At 62.6% G+C, this 16,007-nt stretch carries 18 protein-coding genes and 1 pseudogene; 10 read left to right on the top strand and 9 right to left on the bottom strand.

The window, feature by feature from the left end:
• Positions 1-131 precede the first annotated feature (131 nt).
• Positions 132-779: a dihydrofolate reductase family protein gene (locus tag P3C39_RS26925; protein WP_064995450.1), complete on the top strand. Its 648-nt coding sequence runs from the start codon at positions 132-134 to the stop codon at positions 777-779.
• 51 nt (positions 780-830) lie between these two features.
• Here P3C39_RS26925 and ppk2 read toward each other — a convergent pair whose 3' ends face one another.
• Complete coding sequence (gene ppk2, locus P3C39_RS26920) at positions 831-1,751, bottom strand: polyphosphate kinase 2 (protein ID WP_013532260.1); 921 nt, start codon at positions 1,749-1,751, stop codon at positions 831-833.
• Between the two features lie 278 nt (positions 1,752-2,029).
• On the opposite strand from ppk2, the gene P3C39_RS26915 reads away from it, so the two are divergent.
• Together P3C39_RS26915 and P3C39_RS26910 are read left to right on the top strand one after the other, a co-directional pair.
• Positions 2,030-3,073: an aldo/keto reductase gene (locus tag P3C39_RS26915; protein ID WP_275954702.1), complete on the top strand. Its 1,044-nt coding sequence runs from the start codon at positions 2,030-2,032 to the stop codon at positions 3,071-3,073.
• A gap of 176 nt (positions 3,074-3,249) precedes the next feature.
• On the top strand, positions 3,250-3,402 hold the full coding sequence (locus P3C39_RS26910) for a hypothetical protein (protein ID WP_013532262.1): 153 nt from the start codon (positions 3,250-3,252) through the stop codon (positions 3,400-3,402).
• Positions 3,403-3,468: 66 nt separating this feature from the next.
• Here P3C39_RS26910 and P3C39_RS26905 read toward each other — a convergent pair whose 3' ends face one another.
• A complete protein-coding gene (locus tag P3C39_RS26905) occupies positions 3,469-3,702 on the bottom strand; it encodes a DUF982 domain-containing protein (RefSeq protein ID WP_244506945.1) in 234 nt (77 codons plus the stop codon).
• Positions 3,703-3,815: 113 nt separating this feature from the next.
• Complete coding sequence (locus P3C39_RS26900; protein ID WP_024504688.1) at positions 3,816-4,481, bottom strand: GntR family transcriptional regulator; 666 nt, start codon at positions 4,479-4,481, stop codon at positions 3,816-3,818.
• A 165-nt stretch (positions 4,482-4,646) separates the two neighbouring features.
• Between P3C39_RS26900 and P3C39_RS26895 the strand changes: the two genes are divergently transcribed.
• Together P3C39_RS26895 and P3C39_RS26890 are read left to right on the top strand one after the other, a co-directional pair.
• On the top strand, positions 4,647-5,906 hold the full coding sequence (locus tag P3C39_RS26895; RefSeq protein ID WP_275954704.1) for a multidrug efflux MFS transporter: 1,260 nt from the start codon (positions 4,647-4,649) through the stop codon (positions 5,904-5,906).
• Between the two features lie 28 nt (positions 5,907-5,934).
• Complete coding sequence (locus P3C39_RS26890; RefSeq protein ID WP_275954705.1) at positions 5,935-6,309, top strand: DUF423 domain-containing protein; 375 nt, start codon at positions 5,935-5,937, stop codon at positions 6,307-6,309.
• 32 nt (positions 6,310-6,341) lie between these two features.
• Here the strand turns inward: P3C39_RS26890 and P3C39_RS26885 are convergent, their stop codons facing one another.
• A complete protein-coding gene (locus tag P3C39_RS26885; RefSeq protein WP_084652668.1) occupies positions 6,342-6,491 on the bottom strand; it encodes a hypothetical protein in 150 nt (49 codons plus the stop codon).
• A gap of 62 nt (positions 6,492-6,553) precedes the next feature.
• On the bottom strand, positions 6,554-6,697 hold the full coding sequence (locus P3C39_RS26880) for a hypothetical protein (RefSeq protein ID WP_013532268.1): 144 nt from the start codon (positions 6,695-6,697) through the stop codon (positions 6,554-6,556).
• 155 nt (positions 6,698-6,852) lie between these two features.
• Here P3C39_RS26880 and P3C39_RS26875 point away from each other — a divergent pair, with 155 nt between their 5' ends.
• Positions 6,853-7,932, top strand: a complete 1,080-nt coding sequence (locus tag P3C39_RS26875) for a substrate-binding domain-containing protein (protein ID WP_275954706.1) — start codon at positions 6,853-6,855, stop codon at positions 7,930-7,932.
• 2 nt (positions 7,933-7,934) lie between these two features.
• On the opposite strand, the gene P3C39_RS26870 is transcribed toward P3C39_RS26875, so the two are convergent.
• Positions 7,935-9,170: an OpgC family protein gene (locus P3C39_RS26870; protein WP_275954707.1), complete on the bottom strand. Its 1,236-nt coding sequence runs from the start codon at positions 9,168-9,170 to the stop codon at positions 7,935-7,937.
• A 200-nt stretch (positions 9,171-9,370) separates the two neighbouring features.
• Here P3C39_RS26870 and P3C39_RS26865 point away from each other — a divergent pair, with 200 nt between their 5' ends.
• Positions 9,371-10,039, top strand: coding sequence for an alpha/beta hydrolase (locus P3C39_RS26865; protein ID WP_275954708.1), 669 nt, complete (start codon positions 9,371-9,373; stop codon positions 10,037-10,039).
• Positions 10,040-10,065: 26 nt separating this feature from the next.
• Here the strand turns inward: P3C39_RS26865 and sthA are convergent, their stop codons facing one another.
• Positions 10,066-11,454, bottom strand: a complete 1,389-nt coding sequence (gene sthA / locus P3C39_RS26860) for a Si-specific NAD(P)(+) transhydrogenase (RefSeq protein WP_275954709.1) — start codon at positions 11,452-11,454, stop codon at positions 10,066-10,068.
• Between the two features lie 203 nt (positions 11,455-11,657).
• Here sthA and P3C39_RS26855 point away from each other — a divergent pair, with 203 nt between their 5' ends.
• From P3C39_RS26855 to P3C39_RS26845, 3 genes and pseudogenes are all read left to right on the top strand, one after another.
• Positions 11,658-12,128 carry an RDD family protein gene (locus tag P3C39_RS26855; RefSeq protein WP_275954710.1) on the top strand — a complete coding sequence of 157 codons (471 nt, stop codon included), beginning with the start codon at positions 11,658-11,660 and terminating at the stop codon, positions 12,126-12,128.
• A gap of 140 nt (positions 12,129-12,268) precedes the next feature.
• Entirely contained in the window at positions 12,269-13,033 is a 765-nt protein-coding gene (locus tag P3C39_RS26850) for an arginyltransferase (protein WP_013532274.1), read from the top strand.
• A gap of 128 nt (positions 13,034-13,161) precedes the next feature.
• Positions 13,162-14,059 (top strand): annotated as a pseudogene (locus P3C39_RS26845) (DMT family transporter).
• A 46-nt stretch (positions 14,060-14,105) separates the two neighbouring features.
• On the opposite strand, the gene P3C39_RS26840 reads toward P3C39_RS26845, so the two are convergent.
• Positions 14,106-14,507, bottom strand: a complete 402-nt coding sequence (locus tag P3C39_RS26840) for a hypothetical protein (RefSeq protein ID WP_013532276.1) — start codon at positions 14,505-14,507, stop codon at positions 14,106-14,108.
• A 42-nt stretch (positions 14,508-14,549) separates the two neighbouring features.
• Positions 14,550-15,755, bottom strand: a complete 1,206-nt coding sequence (locus P3C39_RS26835; protein WP_013532277.1) for an AI-2E family transporter — start codon at positions 15,753-15,755, stop codon at positions 14,550-14,552.
• Positions 15,756-16,007 lie beyond the last annotated feature (252 nt).

Genomic DNA, 16,007 nt, shown 5'->3' with positions numbered 1-16,007 from the left:
GGAATCCATAGCGAGGGCCACTTGACCGTTGCGTGGGCTTCGTTTGAGCTTGAAAATACCGCTTGCAATTCACAATCGGTTTGTTACAAAAAACTGCTTGCAAAACACAATCGGTTATCGAGGAGGCTCGCATGTCCAAACTTCGCGTCAACGCTTTCACCCTATCGCTCGACGGCTATGGCGCCGGTCCCGATCAGGATCTGCAAAATCCGCTCGGCGTCGGTGGGGAATCCTTGCACAAGTGGTTTGTCGACACCCGCACCTTCCGCGAGATGGTGCTCGGACAAGATGGCGGCACCACCGACGTCAACGAGGCGTTCGCGGCGCGCAGCTTCGAAAATGTCGGCGCCTGGATCCTCGGCCGCAACATGTTCGGACCGATCCGCGGCGAATGGCCTGACGACAGCTGGAAAGGCTGGTGGGGCGACAACCCGCCCTATCATGTGCCGGTTTTCGTGCTGACCCATCACAAGCGGGAACCGATCACGATGGAGGGCGGCACCACTTTCCACTTCGTCGTCGACGGCATCCATTCAGCTCTTGAACGGGCCAAGGCTGCCGCTGGCGGCAAGGATGTGCGGGTCGGCGGCGGCGTCGCCACCATACGGCAATATCTGCAGGAAAAACTGATCGACGAGATGCATCTGGCGATCGCGCCGGTGCTGCTGGGCACGGGCGAGAACCTTTTTGCCGGCCTGGACATGCTCAAGCTCGGCTATGTCTGCAGCGAGCAGGTGGCGACCCCGCTCGCAACGCACGTCACCATCAAGCGGGCGTAAGGTGGAGAGCCAATCTCCCCCCTCGTGGGGGAGATCGCAGCTTCGTCTGCCTCAATACTTCTCCGGCACGTAGAGCTCGCGCGGCAGCACCTGGCGTTCGTATTCGGGGTTGAAGACGCGCTCCGGCAAAGTGATCTCCTCGTGCGGCACTTCCTCGTAAGGCAGCTGCTTGAGCAGATGGTCGATGCAGTTCAGCCGCGCGCGTTTCTTGTCGTTGCCCTCGACGATGAACCAGGGCGCTTCCGGGATGTTGGTGCGGGCGAAGGTCTCTTCCTTGGCCTTGGTGTACTGCTCCCAGCGCACGCGCGACTGCAGGTCCATCGGCGACAGTTTCCACTGTTTCATCGGATCGTGGATGCGCATCAGGAAGCGCATCTGCTGTTCCTCGTCGGTGATCGAGAACCAGTATTTGACCACGGTGATGCCCGAGCGGACCAGCATGCGCTCGAATTCCGGCACGTCGTGGAAGAATTCTTCGACCTGATCGGGCTGGGCAAAGCCCATCACCCGCTCGACGCCCGAGCGGTTGTACCATGAGCGGTCGAACAGCACGATCTCGCCGCCGGCCGGCAGATGCGGGACATAGCGCTGGAAATACCATTGCGACTTTTCGCGCTCCGTCGGCGCCGGCAGTGCGACGACACGGCAGATGCGCGGGTTGAGGCGCTGGGTGATGCGTTTGATGACACCGCCCTTGCCGGCCGAATCGCGTCCCTCGAAGATCACCACCAGCTTCTTCTTGTGGTGGGCGACCCAGGACTGCAGCTTGATCAATTCGGACTGCAGGGTGATCAGGTCGCGAAAATACTGCATGCGATCGATCGAAGGCGGATGCGAGTTCTTGTAGATCTTGGCGATCTCCATCGACAGCGCCGGCTCCGACATTTCGAGCTCATAGTCTTCGTCAAGCGTGTCGGCGAGCTCGGCTTCAAGCCAATCCCTGGCCGGAGAATTCTGTTTTAGCTCGGTCATTATCGGCTGCTCCACTTGCAAGCTCTGTCGATCCACGTCCGGCGCCCCAAACTCCCGGCCTACAGCCCGGGAACGGCAACACCTGAGCCGACTTCCATATAGGCCTGCAATGACGGTTTTATTGCAGCGCGAGCATGGTTACCGCCGCCGTCGGTCCAGCCAGGCATGATCGATCCGCCGCGCTGGCATGGAGACACGTCGCCCAAATTGTCCTACAAATAGCGGCCTTATTCGGGCACCCTCCCCAGCCCTTTCCCAATGCAATCGCGAGGACCGACATGGAATACCGCACCCTCGGCCGTTCCGGCCTGAAAGTTTCGACACTGACCATGGGGACCATGACGTTCGGCGGCGCCGGAGCTTTTTCGGCGGTCGGCAAGACGGATCTCGACGAAGCGCGCCGGATGATCGATCTCTGTATCGACGCCGGCATCAATGTCATCGACACCGCCAATGTCTATTCGAACGGCATTTCGGAAGAGATCATCGGCGAAGCGCTCGGCGGCAAGCGCAAGGGCGACGTGCTGATCGCCTCTAAGGCACGGATGCGGATCGGCAAAGGTCCAAACGATGAAGGCCTGTCGCGCCATCACCTGATCCGGGAATGCGAGAAGAGCCTGAAGCGGCTCAAGACCGACGTCATCGACATCTATTTCCTGCACGAATGGGATGGCGTGACGCCGCTGGAGGAAACCATCGGCGCGCTCGACACGCTGGTTGCCCAGGGCAAGATCCGCTATGTCGGCTGCTCCAACTATTCCGGCTGGCAGGTGATGAAGGCGCTCGGCATCAGCGACAGCCGTCATCAGCCGCGCTTCATCACGCAGCAGATCCACTACACGCTGGAAGCGCGCGAAGCGGAGTACGAACTGCTGCCGATTTCCGTCGACCAGGGGCTGGGCGTTCTGGTCTGGAGCCCGCTTGCCGGCGGATTGCTGTCCGGCAAATACCGCCGTGACAGCCCCACCGCCCGCCAACTCGCGGGCTGGTCGGAACCACCGATCCGCGACGAGGACCGGCTGTGGCGGATCGTCGATGTGCTTGTGGAGATCGGCGCGCAGCGCGGCGTGTCGGCAGCGCAGGTGGCGCTGGCCTGGCTGCTTGGCCGGCCGTCCATCAGTTCCCTGGTGATCGGCGGCAGGACGGAAACGCAGTTCCTGGACAACATCGCGGCGGCAAGCCTGGTGCTTTCGGGCGAGGAGCGCGCGCGCCTCGACGCGGTCAGCCGGCCGCCCCTGCTCTATCCCTACTGGCACCAGCAGCTGGCGGCAAAGGACCGTTTTGGTGCCGCCGATCTGGTGATTGACCGAAGCGGCATCTGATCGGCAAATCGATGGCGATAGGTATCGCCGCCGCAGTGATGGGCGTGGCCCCATCATTGCGGCGCGCATCTTGCAAGCCTGGCCATCATCGACGCACTATCGCTTCAGCTGTTGTGTTTGACGGCTAATGCTCCTAGGCAGGACCAGAGCCGCGAGGCAGTGAAAAAGGAGCCGATATGGCGCGACCACCAAACTACGATCAGGAACGCAAGGAACGCGACCGCCAGAAGGCGGCCAAGAAGGCCGAGAAGCTGGCAGCCAAGGTTGCAGCGAGGGAACGTTCGAAGCCCGAAGACGAGACTGAAGCCGAAACCGAAACGGCAAAGTGACGGCAAAAGGCCCGCAGATGCGGGCCGTGCCTCAATCCGGATTGCCGCCTCGGATGTCGCCTTGTGTCAGGCCGGCGCCTTGTCGCTGACAAAGACGTCCACTTCGCGCGCCGCCGCAATGAAGGCGCGCCTGGCGTTCATCGCCGGCTTGTCGCCGGCGAGTGCGTCATGGCAGGCCTGCAGGGCCGCGCGATGCTTGGGGCTGCGCTTGCCGGGCCAGCTGTTGAGGAGGTAGTCGGAAGCCTCACGCGCCGTGCGCAAGAGCTGAGTGCTTCCCGCCGCGACTGACTTCACAGTCACAGGTGTTTCAAATCGGTTGTTTTCCATCGCCGCTCCTTACGCCATCGGCGTCTGCGAAGCGAGGGCGAAAGTGCGCACACGTCCAGACGCCGCTTTGCGCCCCTTCATCCACCTTAAGCAGCAACGACGGCAAAGCCTCTGGCGCGAAGACCGCGCCGATCGTTGGCGAGCGACGTCACCAGCCGGTCGCGGCTGCCGACGATGTGGACCGAGAGCAGGCGCGCAGCTTCATCGGCGTCGCCACGGCGTGCCGCCGCCAGTATGGCGCGATGTTCGGCCCAGGCGCGGCTGAGGGCCGCTTCGTCGCGAACCTCCAGCCAGCGCGCCCGTGACAGGCGCGTCATGGCATCGCGGACCGCCCGGAACAGGAATTCATTGCCTGACAGACGCGCCAGTTCGATGTGAAAATCCATGCCGACGCGATGCCATTCCTCGCGCGGCGTGTCGTTGTCGCAGGATTCGAGCATCGCCTGGATGACATCGATGGCGCTCCGGTCCGCCAGGCTGCATGTCAGGCGAACTGCCGCAACCTCGACCGCCTCCCTGTAGACGGCGATCTGCTCGAGTTCAGCCAGATTGATCGGCGACACCGTCCAGCCGCGCCCGTCCCTGCCGACCAGCCCCTCGGTCTCGAGCCGCAGAAGTGCTGCCCTGACCGGGGTTCGCGATGCACCGAAACGGCTCTCGATCCAGCGCTCGGTCAGCTTTTCGCCGGGACCGATCTCGAGGCCCAGGATCATCTGCCGAAGCTGTTTTTCGACGCTGTGCATCTGCGACATTGTCGTTTCCACCTTTTGGCCGTTTGCGATCGTCTTGCCGATCACGTTCGACAGGTTGCATTGACAGCGGCCAAGCTTGCGTCCATGACGTGCACCATCTTGGTATCCCAAATTGGTATCCGCAGCAAGCATCGATAGAAGAGTTGCTGGGACAGGACATACGACATGCAGCAGAGCACGCCCCCGGCGACCGACAGCACCTACAACATCCACTGGCGGCGCAATCTGTTCGTGTGCTTCGCCGGTTCGTTTTCGACGCTTGTCGCCATGACGCTGCTTCTGCCGTTCCTGCCGCTCTATATCGAGCAGCTGGGTGCCGAGGGTCACGCGGCGATCGTGCAATGGTCGGGGATTGCCTATGGCGCGACGTTCTTCGCGGCGGCGCTGGTGGCGCCGCTCTGGGGACGTCTCGGCGACCGCTATGGCCGCAAGGTGATGCTGGTTCGCGCCAGCTTCGGCATGGCCATATGCATGTCGCTGACCGGCATGGTGCAGACGGTCTGGCAGCTGGTGCTGCTGCGGCTGCTCATCGGCTTTGCCGGCGGCTACTCCTCGGGATCGACCATCCTCGTCGCCATGCAGACACCCAAGGAGCGTTCCGGCTGGGCGCTGGGCCTGCTGTCGGCCGGCATCACGGGCGGGGCTCTGGTCGGCCCGCTGGTTGGCGGCGCCCTGCCGCCGCTGATCGGCATCCGCGCCACCTTTCTCCTCTCCGGCGGCGTCATCTTCCTGGCATTCCTGGCGACCACGTTTCTGATCAAGGAGAATCCCCGGCCGAAAACAGCAGACGCCGGAGCGACGCAGAAGCGGAAAGGCGGCTGGTCACAAATCCCCGACAAACGGCCTGTTGTCGCCATGCTGGCGACCGGCATGCTGTTGAGCTTCGCCACCATGTCGATCGAGCCGATCATCACCGTCTATGTGCAGCAGCTCATCGAGGACCAGAGCCGCGTCACGCTGATATCAGGCGTCGTCATGTCGGCGGCGGCCCTTGGCGCCATCCTGTCGGCCTCGCGCCTCGGCAAGCTCGCCGACCGCGTCGGCCACTGGAACGTCATCATCGGCGCGCTTGCCGTCTCGGCGCTGCTGCTGATCCCGCAGGCCTTCGTCACACAGAGCTGGCAACTCACCGGCCTGCGCTTCCTGATGGGTCTGGCGCTGGGCGGGCTGTTGCCCTGCATCACCAGCGTGATCCGCCACAATGTTCCCGATGGGGTCGGCGGCAATGTGCTCGGGCTGTCGATCTCCGCCCAATATGTCGGGCAAGTCGCCGGCCCCTTGCTGGGCGGCTTTGCCGGTGGTCATTTCGGCATGCGTTCGGTGTTTCTGGGCACATCCGTCTTGATGGCCGGCGGCGCGGTGTATAACTGGCTGGCACAGTCACGCCGCGAGCAGGACATGCTTGCCCACCCCGGCAAGCCCTGACGGGGTTGGGCGTCACGGAGCCCCAAACATGAGCACAGCCGAACGACCTTCCGACAACAGCAGCCGTATCCTCGTCCTGACCGGGGGCTTCTGCGGTGCTGCCGGCGTGGCGCTGTCGGCCGCGGCGGCGCATCTCGGCGGCGCCTTCGTTGGCACCGCCGCATCGTTCCTGCTGATGCATGCGCCGGTCTTCCTTGCCGCCGGATTGCTTGGCGCGAACCGGATCCTGCGCATCGGCAGCCTGATCCTGCTGGTTGGGCTTCTGCTGTTCTGCGGCGATCTGCTGGCCCGCGATTTCATCGGGTCGCGGCTATTCCCGCTGTCGGCGCCGATCGGCGGCACGCTGCTCATTGCCGGCTGGCTGGCGATCGCTGCCTCGGCGCTGGTGCGCGTGCGGTCCTGACGCCCGCCGGCACCAAACGTCGAGCGTGGCGGCTAATCCTGCCGGCGCTCGGGCTTGATGAGCAATTCGCGATTGCGCCGCCGCAGCCTTGCCAACCGACGCCGCTCCGGCCGTTCGGAAGCCGGCGCGATGCCCCAATAGTTGCGGTAGATGTCTTCAAATAGATAGCTCACGGGATGCATGATGTGCGCTCCTTTCAGCACTTGAATCGATCCAATCGAGAGGTGCGAAAAACCGACCCCGATCAGCTCCGCTTGCGCTCCACAAGGAACCGCAACTCGCGGACCCATGGGCTGGTTTTGCCGCGGCGCTTCTGCGTCGCGGTGTTCGACGAGATGCTCCAGTCGTTGCGGTAAATGTCTTCGAACAGAAAATTGACGGGATGCATGACACAACTCCCTACTTGATGTTGAATCGATCCAATTCTGCCAGCAGGCGTTTCCTTGGATCGATTCAAACATAGGCCCTATCGAAGCCTCGATCAAGCCAAAATTTGAACCGATCCAACGAAAGTGTTAAATGGGAAGAATTCAGGAGACGAAGATGGCGCCACTTATCTCTGCAAAGACAAGACCGGTCCGGCTGGCGGACATTGCCAAGGCAGCCGGCGTGTCGCACGGCACCGCGTCCAACGTCTTCGCCCGTCCGGAGATCGTGCGCGAGGAGGTCCGTGAACGGGTCAAGGCGGCAGCCGAGGCCATGGGATATGGCGGACCGGATCCCAAGGGCCGGCTGCTGCGCGCCGGCAAGGTCAATGCCATCGGTGTCGCGACCGCGGAACCCCTCTCCTATTTCTTCGACGATCCCTTTGCCCGGGTGATGATGGCCAGCATCTCGCAGGCTTGTGACGCGACCGGTGCGGGGATTTCGCTGGTCTCCGCCGTCAATGGCGAGCAGCTCGCGTGGAACATCCAGAGTGCGCTGGTCGATGGCTTCATCGTTTTCTGTGTCGATGGCGGCTCAAAGCTGGTCCAACTGGCACGTGAACGCAAGCTCCCCTTTGTGGCGCTGGACCTCGATTCGGACGACGACGATGCGGTCGCGGCGATCGGCGTCGACAACATCGCCGGTGCCGGCCTGGCGGCCCGCCACCTGACCGAGCTCGGACACCGCCGCTTTGCCGTGCTTACCCTGCCCTGTGCCGACGCAGGCTTCGGCCCTACCACAAGGGAGCAGGTGGAAATGGCCCTCTACTCCGCTACGCGGGACCGCTTGCGTGGCTATTTCGCGGAACTCTCCCGCGTCGACATCGACGTCTCGCGTGTGCCGATCTACGAGACCGTCAATGACGAGAAGAGCGTGTGGGCCGGCCTCGACCATATTTTCGCCGGTGCCGAGGCGCCGACAGCCATCCTGGCGATGTCGGACAGGATGGCGCTCCATGCGCTGGACTGGCTGCGGCAGCACGACATTGCAGTACCGGGCGATGTTTCTGTCGTCGGCTTCGACGGCGTTCCGGAAGGGGCGGTTTCCAAGCCGCCGCTGACCACGATCGTCCAGCCGATCGCCGAGATGGGCCGCCTTGCCGTCAAGGCGATCCTTGAAAATGATGGTTCGTTCAGCCGGCAATCGCTGCCGGTCGAACTCGTGGTGCGGGCCTCATCCGGCCCCTCGCCCGCCTGAGCTCAACGGCCCATTCTTGTCGCCATGCCCGGCATCGCGAAGGATGCAGCATGGACGGGCGGTGCGGCGCTGTGAGCCGGCCTGCTTTTGGCGGACCAGCCAAGGCCCGATAGCCATTCGAGATAGTAGGCGAGCGCGAACTGCATGACGATGCCGGCCGATATCAACAGGCTGTCATAGGCAAATCCGCCCGGATTGATCAGCTTCAGCACCTGCGCCGCCATTGCAAGCACCGTGCCGGCAATGAAAACCGGCAGCGATCGTTTGCCCAATATGGCAAGCGGATGATCGCGCCCGGTGCGAAACAGATTCGAGATCACCGGGAATGCCACGATCAGGTAGCTCACTGCGAGTATATGCAGGAGCCTCGGCAGCGACAGGAACGTCTTGTCGAAACCGGTCAGCACCGGAGGCAGGCCAAACCAGGAGATATGCCCCCAGAGCGGGCTGTGCACCCAGACCAGGGCCACAACGGTGTAGGCCAAGGCCGCCCCAACCAGCCAGCGATTGACCGGGATGGTGCCGCCGCGACGCACATGCAGCGTGCCCGCCAGGCCGATGTTGAAAAGGAACTGCCACGACAGCGGGTTGAGAAACCAGAAGCCGGGCTCGGGGTAGTTGGGCGGAGCAATCTGATAAATCCCCGCGACCAGCCACAGGGCGCCGGATGCCACCAGTGCCAGGACCGGCCGATAGCTGACAATGAGCAGGAACAGCGGCGCCAGCAAGAGCAGCACCGCATAGACGGGCAGGATGTTGTTGTACCCAAGTTGGTGGCCCAGCGTCACGATGCCGATCAGCACCTGCGGCGTATTCTTGATCAACGGCTCGATGTTGATCATCGTCAAAAGCTCCGGCCGCCTGGCAAACACCGCCGCAGCGCAGAAAATGGCCATCACCACCATGGTGGTGACGATGTGGGTGGCATAAAGCACACCGGCGCGGCGCAACATCTTCAAAGTTGCCAGCAGCCGGTTTCCAGGCTGGAATTTCTTGCCGTAGGCGAGCGCGACCGAGATTCCCGAGATCAGCACGAAGACCTCCGCCGCATCCGAAAAGCCGAAATTCTTGTATGTCAGATACTCGAAGGCGGTACCCGGCACATGGTCGACATAGATGGTCAACAAGGCGAGAGCACGGATCACATCGATGCGCGTGTCGCGCTCAGTGCGGTCCGGGACACGCGCCTCGCGGTCTGGGACACGCGCATCGCGGTCCGGGGAAATCTGGGTGGTCATCGACAAAAAGGCCTCAAAGCTGGTTGTTCATACCGGCAATGCGACCCCCGGCGCACCGCTTCGATTCCTCCCGAAGGATGTTATCGGCGGAGAAACGGACTGTAATGCGCCCGGTTCAATCAACTTTCGCGGAGCTTGAAAATATTGCGTTTTGAAGCCGGCAAATTGAGCGAAACGTCATATAATCAAGAGGATGGTCGATGATCGACGAGACCTCACAAGATGGTGCGTTGCGGCGTGATCTCGCCTTCCACTACCGGCTTTACGGCGCGGCGGATTCAACGGGCGACTGCTTCTTCCTGCTGCATGGGTCGGGTGTCGATGAGACGACATTGGTGCCGCTGGCGCGAGAGATCGCACCGCGTGCCACGCTCGTCGCGGTGCGTGGCCGCGTTGTCCAGGAGGATGGTTTCCGCTGGTTCGCGCGGATCACGCCGACGCGCTTCGAACAGGCGAGCATCCGCACCGAAACCGAGGCCTTTGCGGGCTTCGTCGCTGACGCGGCCACACGCCATCATCTCGACCTCTCGCGCACAATTTTCCTCGGCTATTCGAACGGCGCCAATCTGGTTTCGAGCCTGATGCTGCTGCATCCGGGCCTTGTCGAACGCGCCGCGCTGCTGCGACCGATGCCGGTGCTCGATGATGTGCCGGCGACGGATCTGTCAAAGGTGCGGGTGCTGATGATCGCCGGCGCCGCCGACCTCACCTATGCGCCTTTCGCCCCTGCTCTGGTGACATTGCTCAGTCGGCATGGCGCCGAGATCGACGCCAGGATTGTCTCATCAGGTCATGAATTCGGCAGCGCCGACGCGGCAATCGTCAGGCAATGGCTGGCGGGACCGGCGGCGGTGGCGCAGGCAAGCTGACAGGCTCGCCGCCACGACCAGCCGGCCTACCCTCTTCCCATCCGGTTCCAGGCATCCAGCCCGGCGATCTTGTAGGCTTCGGCGAGCGTTGGATAGTTGAAGGTGTTGTTGACGAAGAAGTCGACGGTGCCGCCGAGATTGATCACCGCCTGGCCGATGTGGATGAGCTCGGTGGCGCCCTCGCCGATGATGTGCGCGCCGAGCAGACGGCGCGTTTCGATCGAAAACAGCAGCTTCAGGAAGCCGGTGTTGACACCCATGATGTGGCCGCGCGAGGTCTCGCGAAAACGCGCCACGCCGACCTCGTAGGCCGCACCGCTCTCACGCACCTGTTCTTCGGACTGGCCGACCGTCGAGATTTCCGGCACCGCATAGATGCCATAGGGGAAGGTTTCCGGCGGCGGCGGCAAAGGCACTCCAAAGGCATGGCAGGCGGCCACCCTGCCCTGCTCCATCGAAGTCGAGGCCAGGCTCGGAAAGCCGATGACGTCGCCGGCGGCATAGATGTTGGGCACGCTGGTCTGGAAGGATTGCGGATCGACCTTGATGCGCCCTCTGGAGTCGGCGTCGATGCCGACGACATCCAGGCCCAGGCTGCCGACATTGCCGGTGCGGCCGGCGGCGTAGAGCACAACCTCGGAACGGATGGTGCGGCCATCGGCCAGTTCCACTTCGGCGGCGTCCGGCTTGGAGCGGATCTCCTTCACCGCGCTGCCCAGCCGGATGGTCATGCCGCGATCGCGCATCTGGTGGATGAAATCGTCGACGATCTCGCGGTCGACGAAATCGAGGATGGAGTTGCGCGGCTCGACCAAGGTTACCGGCACGTCGAGCGCGGAAAAGATCGTCGCATATTCGACGCCGATGACGCCGGCGCCGATCACGGTCAGCGTGCGCGGCAAGCGATCAAGCTCCAGCATCTCGTCGCTGTCGAAGACGCGGGTCTGGTCGAAAGGCACGTCGCGCGGGCGGTGCGGCCTGGTGCCGACCGCTATCAGCGCATTGGTAAAACCGACCTCGCTGTAATCGCCGGTGTCTGATGTCAGGCTGACCTTGTTGGGGCCAAGGAATTTCACCGCGGCGCGAGCGCTCTTGACCGTGTTGCGCATGAACTGGTGCTGCAGCACCTCGACCTCATGGTCGAGCGTCTTGTGCAGGCGCTCGACCAGATCGCCGACCGAAATATCCTGCTTGACGCGGTAGCCGCGCCCGTAGAAGCCGCGCTCGCGCCAGCCCGAGAGATTGAGCACCGTTTCGCGCAGCGTTTTCGATGGGATGGTCCCGGTATGCACCGAGACACCGCCCAGACGCCGGCCGCGGTCGACCACCAGCACGGACTTGCCGAGCTTGGCCGACTGCACCGCGGCACGGCGGCCGGAAGGGCCGCTGCCGATGACCAGCATGTCGTAGTCCATATTGCCCCGTCCCCTGTGCGCTCTGCTGCGCCGCAACAAGCTAATGCTATCCGCGCCGCGAATTCAACCAGTTCACATCGGGCCCGACGCCATCGAAGCTGGAGCACCGCTGGAAGCGCGATCTTGATTCCGCCACAGGCCCTCACCATTTCATGGCTGAGCGGTCCGCACCCTATGCCGTGGCCCTGTTACGAGGAAATGACATGAACGCGCGCGTTCTCGACGGCGAAATCATCACCAGCAGGCTCGACGATGTCAGGGCCTATGACGGCGTGCGCACGAAGCGCATCCTCGCCTTCATAATCGACTATGTCATCGTCGCGCTGCTCACCATTCCGTTTGCCATTCTGGTGTTCTTCCTCGGGCTTTTGACCCTCGGGCTTGGCTGGATGCTGTTCGGCATCCTGTTGCCGACTGTGGCCATCCTCTACATCTGGAACACGCTGGGCAGCACCGATCAGGCCACCACGGGCATGAAGATGATGGGCATCCGGCTCGATCGGCTCGATGGCAGGCCGATCGACGGCCTCACCGCGGTTGTCCATTCGGTGCTGTTCTGGGCCGGCAATGTCATCCTGTCGCCGCTTGTCCTGCTGGTGACGCTGTTTTCCGACCGCAAACGCACCTTGCACGATCTTTTGCTTGGCACGGTCGTCAGCCGCACCGACCGCTGAAACGGCCCTCTGAAGAGCAGTCGCAACCGATTGAGCACAAATGTGAAGGCGTCGAGTCGACCGCGCCCACATAATCCTGTTGAATTTTTCGCCATCCGCGCCAAAGGTAGAGCGATTCGAAGGAGTGTTTCCAAGGCTCGATGACGCAGCATCCGACCCAGTCGCCGCAGTTCTTCCTGACCGCGCCGTCGCCGTGCCCCTATCTCGACGGCCAGTTCGAGCGCAAGGTGTTCACGCATCTGGTCGGCGACAAGGCGGCGGAGATGAACGACCTCTTGACGCAAGGCGGCTTCCGGCGCTCGCAGAACATCGCCTACCGGCCGGCCTGCGAGACCTGCCGCGCCTGTGTTTCGGTACGCATCCTCGCCCAGGAATTCGTCGCCAGCCGCAACATGAAACGCGTGCTGCAGCACAATTCCGATCTCGTCGGCTACATGCACAATGCCGAGCCCTCGACCGAACAATATTCCCTGTTCCGCAGCTACCTCGATGCCCGCCACCGCCGTGGCGGCATGTCCGACATGACGGTGCTCGACTATGCGATGATGGTCGAGGATACCCATGTCGACACCAAGGTGATCGAATATCGGCGGCGCGGGCCTGACACCTTCATCACCGGCAAGGGACAGGGCGAGCTGATCGCGGTGGCGCTCACCGACAAGATGGCCGACGGCCTGTCGATGGTCTATTCCTACTTCAACCCCGATTTCGAGGAACGGTCGCTCGGCACGTTCATGATCCTCGACCACATCGCCCGCGCCAGGGCGATGGGCCTGCCCCATGTCTACCTCGGCTACTGGGTCAACGGCTCGCGCAAGATGAATTATAAGATGCGCTTCATGCCGCAGGAGCATCTCGGCCCCAAAGGCTGGGAGCGCTACACCAACGAAGCGGTTTCACGCTGAGTTTTTCCACGATCCGCCTTTAAACTGTTTCAAGGCAGGGGATGCTGGTCTTTCAGCCGGTTGGCTGGAGAGAGTGCGCCATTGCACCGGCCGGCCGCCAGCCTGCATTTCATTGCGAAAGTTCCTGCATGTCCTCTCATCACGATCACCAGAAAGGTCTTTTGATAACCGCCATCGGCGGGCTCACGCTGACTGTCGACATACCGTTGATCCGCCTCGCCGACGGCGGCGCATGGACGATCATGCTGCTACGCACCGGCACCACATTCGTCGCGGCGATGGTCATCTGGTCGATCTGGCGGGCATTGAGCCGAAATGCCCCGCCACTCATCCCCGGCTGGTCCGGACTGATCGTGGCGATCTGCTACGGGCTGACCGGGATCACCTTCGTCACCGCCGTCTATCACACCTCGACCGCCGACCTGGTGTTCATCCTGGCCTTCAACACCGTGTTCGCGGGGTTGCTGTCCTGGATATTCCTGCGCGAGAGGCCGCGGCTGGTGACCATCGCGGCGATGCTGATCATGATCTTCGGCGTGCTGGTCATCGTCGGCGGTTCCGTCGGCACCGGCAAGCTGTTCGGCGATTTCATGGCGCTCTGCTCGGCCTTCTTCATCGCCGTGGCCATCACCATCTCGCGCGCCAGTGGCAAGGACATGGGATTCACCTCGCTCGTCGGGGTGCTTCTGCCGCTTGGGCTGGCGGCCTTCATGGTGACAGGCGAAGGCTTTCACGTGAACGCGCCCTGGTGGATCATCTTCAACGGCGCGGTCGTCATGCCGATTTCGTTCTTCTGCCTTGCCCGCCGGGCCGAAATACATTTCGGGACCGGAAGTGGCGATGTTCTACGTGCTCGAAACGGTGCTGGCGCCGGTCTGGGTGTGGATGATCTTCGCCGAGGCACCGACCCGGAACAGCCTGATCGGTGGCGGGATCCTGATCGTCACGCTGACTGCGCATTCGCTGTGGCAACTGCATGAGGGCCGCAAGCGCCGAGCGACGCTCGCCGTCGCTCACCCGGCCTAGAGAGTGGACGGCAGTCGTTCCAGACCTGCAGCGCACGCAAGCGCAATCAACGCGTTGCCGTATCTGAAAAAGGCTCTGCGATTATCTGGTATTCGTCCTCGTAAACAACATATCCCAGACGGGAACTCTTCATGACCTCGACATGATGCCCATGCCGCCCAAGGAGCGCCGCGAGGTCATAAGCCCTTGCCAAATGGTCCGTTGCCGTTGGCTTGAACCAGCTTAATCCTTGGGTCGTCTGTTTCCGGTAAAAACCTTTCGATCTTGAGAGGTTGAAACGTGGCGGTACCGCAAGGTTCTGTCGAAACCAGGCGAGACTATCTTCCAGCCGATCTAACGTGTGTTGATCGATATCAGGTTGGCCTCGCAATTCGTAGGCAGCGCCAAAAAAACCTTCGCGCGCCTGCATTCCCTCAATAATTCTTGGCAGAACAAATCGCAAAAACATGCGTAGACCGACGTCAGGTGAGTCGCGCTTGGATCCCGAAGATCATGCCCGGGCCTTTTTCTCGGCGACAATTTCGATCTGCGGCGGGCTGCCTTCGATCTCGGCGACGCCATCGGGAACGACGTCTTCCGCCATTTCCACCTCGCGCAGCCATTCGCGCCAGATAGCCACCAGCAGGGCCATCAGCACCGGGCCGATGAACAGGCCGAGAAACCCCATAGTCTTGACGCCGCCGATCAGACCGAAAAAAGTCGGCAGGAAGGGCAGTTTTATCGGGCCACCGACGAGCTTGGGGCGCAATGTCTTGTCGACGATGAATAGTTCGACCGCCCCCCAGAGGAACAGCGCCAGCCCGGCCATCGGCGAGCCGCTGGCGGCGAGGTAGATCGAGACCAGCGTGAAGGACAGCGGTGCGCCGCCGGGGATCAGCGCCATGACGCCGGTCAGGGCGCCAAGCGTGACCGGCGACGGCACGCCGGCCAGCCAGTAGGCGATGCCCAGCACCAGCCCTTCGCCGATGGCGATAACGGTCATGCCGGTCACGGTCGAGGAGATCGTCGCCGGCACGACGCGCGAAATCCGCTCCCATCTGGTCGGCAGGATGCGCTCGCCGAGACGGTCGACCTGGCCGGCAAAGTGCTCGCCGTCGCGATAGGCGAAGAACAGCGCGATCATCATGAACAGCAGCGTCAACAGCAGGCCGAAAGCACTGCCGCCTGCGGCCAGCACGCCACGATAGATGCTGCCGATATTAGCGCCGCTGACCAGCTGGATCAGCTCACCAATGCCGCCGGGATGGCCGAAATTGGTGGTCCACTGTTCGTTCAGCCACTCGCCCACGACAGGCATGGTGGCGATCCAGTGTGGCGTCACCGCGCCGTGGCGGTTGGTCTCGATCGCCCAGGCGACCCATTCGCGGACCTCGTTGATCGCATAGGTGCCGGCGAGCGCGATCGGGATCACCAGGAAGGCGAGGATGAACAGGATGGCGAAGGTCGCGGCGATGGTGCGGTTGCCGCCGACCGCGACAAGCAGGCGGCGGTAGAGCGGCCAGCTGGCGAAAGCGATGACGAGCGCCGCCAGCACCGGAAACAGGAAGCCGTGGAAGAAATAGACGCCGGCGGCAACGATCAGCACCAGCAGCCAGCGTGCCGCCGACAGCGGCGGGATGACGGCTGCCCTGAGCGGCGTCGACAGGCCGAAGAGGCGCTGCTGCCGTTCCGGTTTCTGGATTCTTGCTTCCTTCAAACGCCTGGCTCTCCCAAACACCCCTCCTGTCTATGCACTGATATAGTGCAGCAATCGTGACGATAGTCCAAATGAGATGGTGAAGCTGCCAATCTCCCCCCTCGTGGGGGAGGCCCGGCAGGACAGAGGGGGGTGTGAAGGATCGCGGCCTTGGATTTGGACCGTGAGCCGCAAACCAATCGAGTATCTGTGAACTCGACCGTCGGCGGGACAGCGCCCCCCTCTCCCCTCTCCCCGGGCATCTCCCCCACG

It is taken from the genome of Mesorhizobium sp. XAP4 (genome assembly GCF_029269325.1).
GTDB lineage: Bacteria > Pseudomonadota > Alphaproteobacteria > Rhizobiales > Rhizobiaceae > Mesorhizobium > Mesorhizobium ciceri.
This window is presented reverse-complemented; position numbering and strand designations above follow the sequence as displayed.

Coding starts and splice junctions, on each gene's coding strand:
- P3C39_RS26925 (WP_064995450.1), top strand. CDS start 132: ATGTCCAAACTTCGCGTCAACGCTTTCACCCTATCGCTCGACGGCTAT.
- ppk2 (WP_013532260.1), bottom strand. CDS start 1,751: ATGACCGAGCTAAAACAGAATTCTCCGGCCAGGGATTGGCTTGAAGCC.
- P3C39_RS26915 (WP_275954702.1), top strand. CDS start 2,030: ATGGAATACCGCACCCTCGGCCGTTCCGGCCTGAAAGTTTCGACACTG.
- P3C39_RS26910 (WP_013532262.1), top strand. CDS start 3,250: ATGGCGCGACCACCAAACTACGATCAGGAACGCAAGGAACGCGACCGC.
- P3C39_RS26900 (WP_024504688.1), bottom strand. CDS start 4,481: ATGTCGCAGATGCACAGCGTCGAAAAACAGCTTCGGCAGATGATCCTG.
- P3C39_RS26895 (WP_275954704.1), top strand. CDS start 4,647: ATGCAGCAGAGCACGCCCCCGGCGACCGACAGCACCTACAACATCCAC.
- P3C39_RS26890 (WP_275954705.1), top strand. CDS start 5,935: ATGAGCACAGCCGAACGACCTTCCGACAACAGCAGCCGTATCCTCGTC.
- P3C39_RS26885 (WP_084652668.1), bottom strand. CDS start 6,491: ATGCATCCCGTGAGCTATCTATTTGAAGACATCTACCGCAACTATTGG.
- P3C39_RS26880 (WP_013532268.1), bottom strand. CDS start 6,697: ATGCATCCCGTCAATTTTCTGTTCGAAGACATTTACCGCAACGACTGG.
- P3C39_RS26875 (WP_275954706.1), top strand. CDS start 6,853: ATGGCGCCACTTATCTCTGCAAAGACAAGACCGGTCCGGCTGGCGGAC.
- P3C39_RS26870 (WP_275954707.1), bottom strand. CDS start 9,170: ATGACCACCCAGATTTCCCCGGACCGCGATGCGCGTGTCCCAGACCGC.
- P3C39_RS26865 (WP_275954708.1), top strand. CDS start 9,371: ATGATCGACGAGACCTCACAAGATGGTGCGTTGCGGCGTGATCTCGCC.
- sthA (WP_275954709.1), bottom strand. CDS start 11,454: ATGGACTACGACATGCTGGTCATCGGCAGCGGCCCTTCCGGCCGCCGT.
- P3C39_RS26855 (WP_275954710.1), top strand. CDS start 11,658: ATGAACGCGCGCGTTCTCGACGGCGAAATCATCACCAGCAGGCTCGAC.
- P3C39_RS26850 (WP_013532274.1), top strand. CDS start 12,269: ATGACGCAGCATCCGACCCAGTCGCCGCAGTTCTTCCTGACCGCGCCG.
- P3C39_RS26840 (WP_013532276.1), bottom strand. CDS start 14,507: ATGTTTTTGCGATTTGTTCTGCCAAGAATTATTGAGGGAATGCAGGCG.